The sequence below is a fragment of the Paenibacillus phocaeensis genome, assembly GCF_900021165.1.
Classification (GTDB): domain Bacteria; phylum Bacillota; class Bacilli; order Paenibacillales; family Paenibacillaceae; genus Fontibacillus; species Fontibacillus phocaensis.
This window is the reverse complement of sequence record NZ_FCOQ01000028.1, coordinates 14,695-26,446: the sequence shown is the minus strand read 5'-3', so window position 1 is coordinate 26,446 and position 11,752 is coordinate 14,695. Positions and strand designations below refer to the sequence as shown.

The window sequence follows — 11,752 nt, the reverse complement described above, 5'->3', positions numbered from 1 at the left end:
GCGAGCAACTGCAACTACGGGCAAAAGCCCTTTCAGCTTTCCGGCGGAAAGCGAAAGGGCTTGGCTTATGGTTATCCGAGCACAACTTCGACTTGATGCACCCCGCCGTCGCCAATCGGCGCGATGACGTTGCCCTGAATCGGCTGACCGTCGACCGTGATGCGAGCCACGCCTTTCTCCACATGGTTCGGGTTGCTTACCCGGATCACATACGTATCGCCGCGGAAGACGCGGGCGATCTTGTAGCCGTCCCAAGCGGACGGAATGCAAGGATCTACCTTCAGGCCGTTGAAGTCAGCTTGAACGCCGAGAATGGCTTGCGTGATCGCCACATAGTTCCAGGCCGCCGTGCCGGTGAGCCAGGAGTTCTTCGCTTCGCCGTGACGCACCGCGTCCTTGCCGGCGATCATTTGCGAGTAGACATACGGCTCCATCCGGTGGATTTCGCTGATGTCCTCCAGATAAGCCGGAGCGATTTTCGAGTAAACCTCAAACGCCCGGTCGCCGTGGCCCAACACGGTTTCCGCAATCATGATCCACGGGTTGTTATGGCAGAAGATCCCGGCGTTCTCTTTGTACCCTGGCGGGTAGCTGGAGATTTCGCCCAGATTCAAATAATACTTCGAATACGGCGGTTGCTGCAGCACGATACCGTATTTCGTATCCAAACGCTCCTCCACGGAGGTGAGGGCCTTGGCCGCGAGCCCTTCTTCGACGCCGATGCCGGCCATGACGCACATGCCTTGCGGCTCGATGAAGATTTGTCCCTCCGCGTTCTCCTTGCTGCCGATTTTCTCGCCGTAATGGTCGTAAGCGCGCAGGAACCAGTCGCCGTCAAAGCCATGCTCCAGCGTCGTCTTGCGCATTTTCTCCGTCCAATCCAGCGCTTCCTTCGCTTCGGAGTCAAGCCCGCGCATCCGGCAGATTTCCGCGAAGTCCGGACCTACGAAGACGAACAGGCCGGCAATAAATACCGACTCGGCAACGCGGCCTTCAATGTTTGCGGTTGTTTGGAACGATTCGCCCGGCTCCTTGGAGAAGCAATTCAGGTTGAGGCAGTCGTTCCAGTCGGCCCGGCCGATCAGCGGCAAGCCATGCGGCCCGAGGTTGTGCACGACATGGTAGAAGGAGCGTCTCAAATGCTCGAATAACGTTGCGGTATTGTCCGGATTGCTGTCAAACGGCACTTGTTCATCCAGAATGGAGATGTCGCCGGTCTCTTTAATGTACGCCGCCGTACCCAGCACAAGCCACAATGGATCATCGTTAAAGCCGCTGCCCACTTCATTGTTGCCTTTCTTCGTCAGCGGTTGATATTGGTGGTATGCGCTGCCGTCCTCAAACTGCGTGGCGGCAATGTCGAGAATCCGCTCTCTGGCGCGTTCCGGAATTTGATGCACGAAGCCCAGCAAGTCCTGGTTGGAATCGCGGAAGCCCATGCCGCGGCCAATTCCGGATTCGAAATAGGAGGCCGAACGCGACATGTTGAACGTCACCATACATTGATACGGATTCCAGATGTTGACCATGCGGTCCAGCTTGTCGTCACCGCTTTGGATTTGGTACTTGGACAGCAAGCCGTCCCAATAGGCTGACAGCTCGGCCATAGCACGATCCACGTCGGCATCGGTGGCAAATTGGTCGATCATCTCAAGCGCCGGTTTTTTGTTGATCACGCCGGGGGCTTCCCATTTCTCTTCTTCCGGCACTTCGACATAACCGAGAACGAAGATCAGGCTTTGCGTTTCGCCCGGCGCAAGCTTCAGTGTCACCTCGTGCGAGCCGATCGGCGACCAGCCGCTGGCTATCGAGTTGGAGGCTCTCCCGGCCACGACGACCTGAGGCTCGTGCAAGCCATTGTACAGGCCCACGAACGATTCACGGTCCGTATCGAAGCCGTCAATGTCACGGTTGACAGAATAGAAGGCGTAATGGTTGCGGCGCTCACGGTATTCTGTCTTGTGATAAATGACCGAATCCAGCACTTCCACTTCGCCGGTGCTCAGGTTGCGCTGGAAGTTGGTCATGTCGTCCTGAGCGTTCCAGAGACAGAACTCGGCAAAAGAGAAGAGGGAGACTTTCTTCGTCGCAGAGCTTGTATTCTTCACCGTTAAGCGATGCACTTCACCGTTATAGCCAAGCGGAATAAATGCCAGTTGCGTCACAGAAATCCCGCCGCGTTCCCCGGTAATCGAGGTATAACCCAAACCGTGCCGGCATTCGTAAAAATCAAGCTCGCGTTTCACCGGCATCCAGCCCGGCGTCCAGAAATCGCCGTTGTCATGGTCGCGAAGGTAATAGTAACGTCCGCCGGTATCGAGCGGAATGTTGTTATAGCGGTACCGGGTTAACCGGCGCAAGCGCGCATCCCGATAGAACGAGTAGCCGCCGGCAGTGTTGGAAATCAAGCCGAAAAATTGCTCATTGCCGAGATAATTAATCCAAGGGTAAGGGGTTTGCGGCGTATGGATCACATACTCTTTGCGCTGATCGTCAAATGCTCCGAATTTCATGAATAGGAACTCTCCCTTCGTTTGTGAACGCGCGTTTATTTTAGTTAAAAACCATTCCTCCCACCGATCATAGACCGAATAGGGAGGAGGATGAACCCATTACTTCGCCGGGGTCAGGCAGGAATCCCGAATCACCAGGCGGGTTGGAAAGCTGATCGTGCTGAAGGTGGGCTGCTCCGCTTCGCACAGCTCGATCACCTTCAATACGGCGGCTTTGGCCATCTCGTCAACCGGCAGCCGCACGGTGGTCAGCTTGGGCGATACCCGGGAAGCCAGCTCGACATCGTCAAAGCCGATGACGGACAACTGCTCCGGTACGCTGATCCCCTTGGACGCAAACGCTTCCATAGCGGCAAAAGCCATGTCGTCATTGGCGCAGAACAAGGCTGTCGGCAAAGCCCCGTTCTCGATCATCCTGCAAGTCTCGCGGAAGGCGCTTTCCTTCAGAAACTCGCCCTCCAGAATAAAGGCCTCCGGCAGCGGTAATCCGCGCTTCTGCAGCGTGTCCTGAAAAGCCAGGAACCGTTCGCGTCCCGAATACGTATTCATGCTGCCCTTGAGAATGCCGATGTCCCGGTGACCCAGGTCGATTAAGTATTCGATCGCCTGCACGGTCCCTTCGTAGTCGTTGGAGTTGATGACGGACAGATGGTTCTTGTTGAGCCGTTCTGCCATGATTTCCGCGATGTCGTAATCGACGAGCACCAGCGGCGCTTCCTGGTCCACCATTTCCCGAACGAGATCAATGTCCTTCTGCGTACCGACCAGAATCCCGCCGTCGATCCGCTTCTGCAAGAAGGCTTGCTTCACCTTCTGGAAGTCGCCCGGCGAATAAACGGTATGAATCAGGACATAAAATCCGCGGGCGTTGGCCGTATCGACGACCATGTCGACGATCGGGGCAAAATAGCTGTTCTGATAAATGCGGCTCGTGTCTTCCTTCTCGGTCATGCTAATGGCGAACAGGCCGATCGTATCCGTCCGTTTGCCGGCGAGCGCCCGGGCAAAGCTGTTCGGTTCGTAGTGGTGCTGCTCGATGACGCGGAGCACCTTGGCCCGCGTGGCTTCCGGAACGTTCGGATAATTGTTGATCACCCGTGAGACGGTGCTGCGGGACACCCCGGCCAATTTGGCGATATCTTCGCTGCGCATAAGGTCTGTCCCCACTTTCGTAAACGCGCGTTTATAGAATCATTTTATAGCATCCCCCGAAATTTATCAATTCCGAAAGGCACATGAAAAAAGGCGGCTATTCCGCCGCCCTTGGGAGAGTCTCCAAGTATATCTTCATCATTTCGATCGCTTTGTCCTTATTCTTCGTGTCCGCGCGAAGGGAGATAATCATGTCCGTAAAGCCAAGCGGCAGCTCCTTCACCAGGGTGCTGTCCGTTACCTTAATCCCGTACACATGCTCGGCATTGTCTTCATCGGATACATCCTTAACAAGGGTGTCCTCCGTCAGGAGACTTCTAAGTTCGCCGTTCGCCACATCGTCAAGGCTGAGAAAAGCACCGCCATTCGACAGCCACTCGAAGGTAGGCGCATCGGTAATATAAATGTCCGGACTGGTGGTGGCGATCATGGCCATCGCTTTTTGCTGGTAAGCCATATCGGCAGCACCGAGTCCGGCTTCACCTTGCGGAGGCAAATAGACATTTTCAACTTCCACCCGTTTGAAACCGGGGATTTGTGCCGTTATTGCCTGCTCCAAGGCTTCGACGCCGCCATTCTGATCGTCGGTCATAAAGTTGCCAACCATCATGATCGACAGATCGACCGGAGGCAGGGCGGCCAGCCGTTTTTGTTCCTCGCGGTGGTCAAGATAAGCATTCGTACCGAAGATAATAGCTACCACGGCAATCAGTCCGATAATCACATGAGTTCGGTAGAGGCGAAAAAAATCGTCCATCTTCTCGGCGGTTCCGGCGAATTTGCCCCATTTGGCATAGCGCTTCTGCGAGAGTTCGGCGATTTTCCGCTGTTCCTCCGCCTCGAAGATCCGCTTGTAAGCCTGAATCTTCCGCTCGATCTCCTCGGCTTCGCCGGGATCTAAGTGGCGGGAGCGGGATTTGCGCAGCAAAATATCAAACTCTCGCTCCAGCTTCTCGCGGGAAGCGTTTTCGGGTAACCCCAGCAACTCGTAAGCCTGTTTTAAATTGTCGTTGTCCATCGTCTTTCTCCTCTGAATCCATTGGGTTTTGATATAAATATGATATGGAAAGTGATGCATACAGTTATTATACTTTGTATTTGTAACGAAGGGAAATCGCCTGTCGGCCCTGAGAAAAAAGCCGGGTGAACCTAACGGTTCCCCGGCTTTTGCTAGATCCTGGCTGGAGTTAACGAACTCGGCGCATGGAGATGATCACATCACTCCAATACCCGCTGTCCAGCGGGCTGATCTGAACGCCAGGGTCTCCCCAGGTGTGAATAAATTTGCCGTCACCGATGTAGATGCCGACGTGACCGGCGATATTGTCGGCTTGAAATCGGCCGGGGACGGTGAAGAAGATCAAGTCTCCGACCTGTAGCTGGCTGCGCGTCACCGGCACGCCTTCTTTGGCTTGATCCCGGGCCAGCCGCGGCAGGTCCTGACCAAACTTCTTGAAGACATGGCGGGTAAAAGAGGAGCAATCAAAGGTTTTGGATTGTTCATAAGGGGCGGCGCCAAATTCATAAGGCACGCCTAAGAATTGCTTGGCATAGGCGACCATTTCATCCTGATGCTCCGCAACGCCAAGAATTCCGTACCGGCTCGTTCCGGTTTGCGGCGGAACCTCGTTGCCCGCCGGGGTAATGCGGTCAAACGTCAATTCGCCGGTTCGGGAATCGATCCGGGCTTGGGTTTGCAGCAGGGCAGATACAGCATCCATCGTCATGTACAGCTGGCCGTTCTCGCGAACCGGCGCCTGGGGCAGCGAAACGGGCTGGCCAAAGGAAACGGCATGCCTTTGGCTGGGCTGGACGGTGAACATCACATCGGTAAAGCCAAGGCTGGCACTATCTTGGTTGTCCTGCAATCGGAGTCCAAGGCTTTGGGCTACTTGTTTCAGCGGAACCCAGCTCGTGCCGCCGGCATCTGTAACCGCTTCTGTTCGTACCGGTGAATTGCCGGCCGGGGGGACGGAATTGGAGCGGAGCCGGTCGTGCTGGCCGCATGAGGTTGCGAGCGTCAGCGGCAAGGCCAAACAAACGAGAAACACCCCAAACTTCAAGGATTTGCGCATAGGGGGAACAGCACTCCATTCATTCAGATTAGCGAGTCACTTGAAGTATGTAAAAAAAGAGATCGAACTATTCGGGCAGGAGCTAAAGGAGCAATTCTCCTCATGAGGAGCAGCTTCATCATATCGCCCAGAATGCGGAACCAGCGTGACGGACAGGGGTGACTTTTGGAGGCGCTTTAAGGTATATTACAAGTTGAGCAAGCTAAGCAATGAAGGGAGATATCATCCATGGCACAAAGAACGGCTTATGAAGGCACTTATCAGGGTGAAAAGGCGGTATGGCTGAAGTCCGGGCGGTATGAGGCGGTCATGCTGCCGGAGATCGGCGGCAACCTGATCGCTTTCCGCGATATCGAAAGCGGTTACCGCTTCTTGCGTGAACCTGGCGAGAGCGAGATGGAAGCTTTCAAAGGCAATCCGGGGGTACACGGCATTCCGGTGCTCTTTCCTCCGAATCGCTACGAGGACGGGTTATTCCCGTGGAAAGGCGAAGTTCTCCAATTCCCGGTTAATGAAGCGGCGACTCACAACCATCTGCACGGATTTCTGCATACGACAGCCTGGGAGGTTGAGGACTTCGGCCAAACCTCGTTAGACAGCTATGTATCTGTCAAGGTATCGGTTGACGAGAACCATGAGGTGTATCGTTACCTGCCATTCAAATTCACCATGCGACTGAAGTATACGTTAAGTGATGAAGGGTTGGCGCAGCAGGTGTTCATCCGAAATGACGGCGACAAGGAGATGCCTTGCCTGTTGGCCTTCCATACGGCGGTAAATGCCCCGTTTGCGCCGGAGAGCACGGCGAAAGACTATCGGTTGAAGCTGACGATCGGAGCGCGTTGGGAAATGAGCGAACGGATGCTCCCGACCGGATCTTATCAGCCGCTGACGGCGGACGAGCTGCAGATGCAGGGAGAAGGCGTATACCCTTTCTTCGCCTCCATGGATAATCACTACACAGCCGTGCCGCAAAACGGCAGAAACCGGATGGAACTGACGGACACGAAGCTTGGGAAGACGCTCGTTTATGACGTGGGTACATCCTATAAGCAATGGATGATCTGGAATAACAAGGCGACGGAAGGCTTCTTCTGCCCGGAGCCGCAGATCAATCTGGTCAATGCGCCAAAGGCGGATTTGCCGGCAGAGGAGATCGGCTTGTTCAGCCTGCTTCCCGGCGAGATTTGGGAGGAACGCGCCCGTCTCTACGTAAAATAAGAAGGCAAACGAAAAAAGCAGCCGACCGGCCGTCCGAGAGGACGCAAGTCGGGCTGCTTTTTTCATTGGGACGCTTGGCAGGGTTCTCCTGGCGGAGGGTCAATTGACCCCGGCAGTTACCTTGCTGCGATGTGTCGGGATCAACCGCTTCATTTGTTCCAGATTGCGTCTGGGCACATGAATCGTCTTAATCCCGTGGCGTTCATCCCGGAACCATACCACGTTGTCGCGAATTTCGGAGATCTGGGACAGGTTGACATAGCAGTTCGTGCTGATGCGGTAGAAGCGAGGGTCCGAGATCAGCTTCGAAGTCTGTTCGGCGGATAATCTCTGTTTAATACTGTAATTCCGTCCATGGAAGCAAACCAGTCCGTGAGCTCCGATCTTGAAGAAATACGTCTCGTAAGGATTGAGGTCCTCATAGACGCCTCTTTCTTCGAGTCCGACGTTCATCATTCCAAATCCCCCTTTAGAAGATGCTTTCGGAAGCGCTTACAGTATATCATATTTTAACCAGTTTGGGTAGGTGACCGATTCATATTAAAAATTTTAACTTTTTCCGGGCGAGACTGGACTTTTCCGTCCATTTAGGAAAAAATAAAGAGGATATCATAAACGAACCACTCTGAAGGAGGAAATGGACTTGTCCGCATCACAACCACGATGGCTGTTATTTGTTGGATCGTATGCCGAAGCAGGCGATCCCGGAGTTTATGTATATGAAATGGATTCGGCCGGCGGGGAGATTCGTCTTCTGGATCAAGCCTCCGGGTTGAAGAACCCGACTTTCCTTGGCGTGAATCCGGAGCGCCGCAAAGTTTATGCCATTTCCGAAACGACAACAGAAGGAGAACGAATCGGTGAAGTGGTCGCTTTCGACGTGAATGCTGAAGGCAAGCTGCGCGAATGGAACCGGCGCACCACGATTCGTCCGTCCTCATCGCATATTCAGCTTGACCGGAACGGCCGGTTTGCCGTTGTGTCGGGTTATCACGGCGGCAATGTGGGATTGGTCGAGCTCCAGGCGGACGGAACGGTTGGTTCACTGGTCGACGAACGCCAGCATGAAGGCCATGGAGCCGACCCGGTGCGCCAGGATCGCCCGCATCCCCATTCGGTGATCTTTAGCCCGGATAACCGGTATGCGCTGGTTGCCGATCTGGGTCTGGACCGCATTGCCGTGTATGCGTTGGAGCCGGAGGCCGGACGTCTGGTGTTCCGGAGCGAGGCATCTACGCCGCCGGGAGCGGGCCCGCGTCATCTTGCATTTCATCCGAACGGACAATGGCTGTATTCCATCAACGAGGTGAATTCCTCCGTTTCCCTGTTTCAATACGATGCCGCGGCCGGGCAATTAACGCTGCAGGACACAGTGCCCACCTTGCCGGAGGGGTACAGCGGTGAGAATACGACAGCAGAGGTGGCCATTTCGGCCGACGGCCGCTATCTCTACGGCTCTAACCGCGGCCATGACAGCTTGGTGCTGTTCGCCATTGATCCGGAGAGCGGACGGCTCTCGCTTATCGAACACGTCTCCAGCGAAGGCGGTCATCCGCGTCATTTTGCGCTTACGCCGGACGGCATGCACTTGATTGCGGCGAACCGGGACGACAATCGGCTGGCGATCTTTGACGTGAACCCCGACAGCGGGCGGTTGACCTTCACCGGCCGGATCGTTTCCGTATCCAAACCGGTTTGCGTCAAGCCGGTACGGTGGGAATAGGTTTTTTATTTGCAATGTCGCAGAGGCTCGCTTAAGATTAACGCAGAGGATTTTTCTCCAGTAAATATGAAGGAGCCGGTTGTGACTCATGACGTTTTTTAGGGAATTGTTTCAAATGGCGGGATTCCGCAGGGTGCTGGCTCTGCTGTTTGTCGTTATCGTCTTGTATTTCGCTCGAAGCATGCTGAACATGCTGCTGATTACCTTTATTCTGACGTACCTGATTAATCGGTTGCACAATTTCATCAGCCGGAATGTGGCCAAGGTGATACGCATCAACCGAACCGTGACCGTGCTGTTCATCTACGTCGTGTTGATCACGCTGCTGGTCTATGCAATCTACTATTATATGCCGGTGCTGCTCACGGAACTGACGGACCTGGTCAACCAAGTGATCTCCTTCTATTCGAACCCTCCGGTGCTGCCGGATAATCCGATCTTGAATTACATTGTCGAATATTTGAAAGACATCGATCTGTCGGCTTATATCAACAATGGGTTTACCTTTCTGCTCGGCACGCTGACGGATATCGGGGAATGGAGCTTAAATTTATTTATCGCGATTGTCCTCAGCTTGTTTTTCCTACTGGAGAAAGAAAAGGTCACGAACTTCGCCGTTTTATTCCGGGAAAGCCGGATCGGCGGGTTGTTCAAGGAATTGGAGTACTTCGGGAGAAAATTTGTCCAATCCTTTGGCAAAGTGATTGAGGTGCAGTTTCTGATCGCCCTCGTCAATGCGATACTATCCACGATCTTCCTGTGGATTTTCGGATTTCCGAACCTGATTGCCCTGGCGATTATGATCTTCCTGCTGGGCCTGGTTCCGGTCATGGGCGTCATTATTTCGTTGATCCCGCTCTGCGCAATTGCCTTCAAGATTGGCGGACTGGTCAAAATCGTTTATATTCTGGTAATGGTTGCGGTGGTACATGCGGTTGAGACGTATTTCCTGAATCCCAAATTCATGTCCAACAAAACCCATCTGCCGATATTTTTCACCTTCCTCATCCTCCTGGTTTCCGAGCATTTCCTTGGGGTTTGGGGATTGATCGTCGGGGTTCCGATCTTTATCTTTATGCTGGATATCGTTGAGGTCCCCGTAGGGGTGCACCCGTCTAAAGCGGTCAAAACGGCGGCGATAGCAGGGCCGCCTGAGGAGGATTCATCCAAATAGAGGGACACGCTGTGAAAGATATTAAACCGCTGAGACTACCTTGAAGGTAGGCCAGCGGTTTTTTTACGGATCAACTGCAGTTACAACCCGACATCAGTGAGGCAGATGGCTCCAGTTGACCTGATTGTTCTGGTAATCCACCGTAGGTTGGCCCGGCTGGCGGTCCTTCCACGAGCGGTTAATGACCTTCTTCAGCTTCTCAGGAAGCTTGGACTTGATTTTGTCCGCCTTGTCCCGGTCGATCTTCCCCTCCGCCAGCGCTTTCTCGATATTCCGGTTCGCGGCTTCGGTCAACTTCTTCAGATATTCTTCCTCGCTCCAGCCTTTCTCGGCCTGCACGACCTGAAGAAGGGTCTTGCCCTGTCTTAACTGCTGAACCAGCGCTTTAGGCTCCATTCCGAGCAGCTCTGCCGTATCTTTAATGATATGGGCTCCCCGCAAATGACCGTGCGGGTGGTGAGGTTTGGTTTCCGGCTGCGACGGATTGGGATTGACCTGCTGCGGTTGTTTGGTTGGCGCGCCCGTATCCGCATATACGGTTGCGGCTGCAGCGGTTGAGCCGGCGGCCAGCAGGAGTGCAAGGGTCAATTTGCCGGCAATGGGTTTCAGGTTCTTCCTAATCATGGACATTTTTCACCTCTTCGTTTAGAATAATTTGGTCCTGCCTTCATCAGTCTTGACCAAATCAACGCAGGTTATCTGAAAGCAGCCTTAATATTTCTTAAATTTTCGCTTAAAATAAATGGAATGTGTCGTGGAGCGTAGGGGGAATGGAAGTGACATTTGGTGCAAGAATGCTGAAAACGGGGGTTGCGGTCACGCTGGCTCTATATGTCGGCACTTTACTGGGATTACCTTCGCCGGTCATCGCGGCGATCGCCGCGATCTTTGCCATGCAACCGACCATTTATCGTTCCTGGCGGTACTTGATCGACCAATTGCAGACCAATACGCTGGGCGCTATTTTGGCGATGCTGGGCGGCATGGTTTTCTCGAACGAACCGATCGCGGTAGGCTTGGTTTGCATTCTGGTGATTATGATCTGTTTGCAACTCAAAATGGGGGATACGATCGGCATTACGTTAGTTACGGTGGTCTCCGTAATGGAGGCCTCCGGTCAGTGGGAATTTGCGTTGAACCGGTTTCTGCTGAGCTTGATCGGCATTTTTTCCGCGTTTATTATCAATATTGCCCTGTTTCCGCCCAAACCGAGGGTGCAATTTGAGCAACAGGTTCGGCATACGTTCGATCGACTGTCGCTATTGCTGCGAACGGCCGTCTCCGATGAAATCAAGGAATCGGTCTTCCGGTCCGATAAGCGGGAGCTGGAGGATACGATTGCCCAACTGGCGGATAAATACAAGCTGATGGAGGAGGATCAGAAGAAAATCAAGGCGCCGAAATTCAGCGATCATCGTCAGCTCGTAGTCTATAAGCAGATGCTGCGCACGCTTCGCAAGGGATTTGAGGTGCTGGATGCCGTGGAGCAGCACTATTTCCAGGCCGACCGTACGCCGGAATTAAACCGGGAATTCGACGAGCATTTGGAGAAGCTGACCAAATTTCACGAGCATGTCATGCTGAAGTTCGACGACAAGCTGAAGCCGGGCTACAGTGAAGCCATGCGATTTGAAACCGAGAATGACGAGTTTCTGCGGCGAATGCTGGACCGCTATGCAGCAGAGCGGACGGGGGTACTGCGGTTGTCGATTGTATCGGCCGAGATGTACGAATACGGGCATCAATTGGAACGGTTGAACCGGCTGGCCGATCATTCCGTCGCAGGAACGGGAGACGAAGCTAGATAATCATAAAAAAAGTCCTGCCATATGGCAGGACTTTCATGTCGGAAATCGTACAGATCGAAATTGATAAGTAAGGAGCTTCTTGATAC

General features: G+C 53.7%; 10 protein-coding genes. 4 read left to right on the top strand and 6 right to left on the bottom strand.

Annotated elements, in window-relative coordinates; genetic code table 11:
• Positions 1–71 precede the first annotated feature (71 nt).
• The 4 genes from BN3795_RS18205 to BN3795_RS18190 form a co-directional block, all read right to left on the bottom strand.
• Complete coding sequence (locus BN3795_RS18205; RefSeq protein WP_068786119.1) at positions 72–2,513, bottom strand: GH36-type glycosyl hydrolase domain-containing protein; 2,442 nt, start codon at positions 2,511–2,513, stop codon at positions 72–74.
• A 99-nt stretch (positions 2,514–2,612) separates the two neighbouring features.
• Positions 2,613–3,665: a LacI family DNA-binding transcriptional regulator gene (locus BN3795_RS18200; protein ID WP_068786118.1), complete on the bottom strand. Its 1,053-nt coding sequence runs from the start codon at positions 3,663–3,665 to the stop codon at positions 2,613–2,615.
• A gap of 97 nt (positions 3,666–3,762) precedes the next feature.
• Positions 3,763–4,683, bottom strand: coding sequence for a molecular chaperone DnaJ (locus BN3795_RS18195; protein ID WP_068786117.1), 921 nt, complete (start codon positions 4,681–4,683; stop codon positions 3,763–3,765).
• Positions 4,684–4,852: 169 nt separating this feature from the next.
• Positions 4,853–5,740 (bottom strand): C40 family peptidase, encoded by an 888-nt coding sequence (locus BN3795_RS18190; RefSeq protein WP_068786116.1) that lies wholly within the window; start codon positions 5,738–5,740, stop codon positions 4,853–4,855.
• A 228-nt stretch (positions 5,741–5,968) separates the two neighbouring features.
• Here BN3795_RS18190 and BN3795_RS18185 point away from each other — a divergent pair, with 228 nt between their 5' ends.
• Positions 5,969–6,961 carry an aldose 1-epimerase gene (locus BN3795_RS18185; RefSeq protein WP_068786115.1) on the top strand — a complete coding sequence of 331 codons (993 nt, stop codon included), beginning with the start codon at positions 5,969–5,971 and terminating at the stop codon, positions 6,959–6,961.
• A 99-nt stretch (positions 6,962–7,060) separates the two neighbouring features.
• Here BN3795_RS18185 and BN3795_RS18180 read toward each other — a convergent pair whose 3' ends face one another.
• A complete protein-coding gene (locus BN3795_RS18180) occupies positions 7,061–7,417 on the bottom strand; it encodes a LytTR family transcriptional regulator DNA-binding domain-containing protein (protein WP_068786114.1) in 357 nt (118 codons plus the stop codon).
• 181 nt (positions 7,418–7,598) lie between these two features.
• Between BN3795_RS18180 and BN3795_RS18175 the strand changes: the two genes are divergently transcribed.
• Positions 7,599–8,684, top strand: coding sequence for a lactonase family protein (locus BN3795_RS18175; RefSeq protein ID WP_068786113.1), 1,086 nt, complete (start codon positions 7,599–7,601; stop codon positions 8,682–8,684).
• Between the two features lie 88 nt (positions 8,685–8,772).
• Positions 8,773–9,858, top strand: a complete 1,086-nt coding sequence (locus BN3795_RS18170) for an AI-2E family transporter (protein ID WP_068786112.1) — start codon at positions 8,773–8,775, stop codon at positions 9,856–9,858.
• Between the two features lie 93 nt (positions 9,859–9,951).
• On the opposite strand, the gene BN3795_RS18165 is transcribed toward BN3795_RS18170, so the two are convergent.
• Entirely contained in the window at positions 9,952–10,488 is a 537-nt protein-coding gene (locus BN3795_RS18165; protein ID WP_068786111.1) for a hypothetical protein, read from the bottom strand.
• Between the two features lie 146 nt (positions 10,489–10,634).
• On the opposite strand from BN3795_RS18165, the gene BN3795_RS18160 reads away from it, so the two are divergent.
• Positions 10,635–11,666 (top strand): FUSC family protein, encoded by a 1,032-nt coding sequence (locus tag BN3795_RS18160; protein WP_232729974.1) that lies wholly within the window; start codon positions 10,635–10,637, stop codon positions 11,664–11,666.
• Positions 11,667–11,752: the final 86 nt, after the last annotated feature.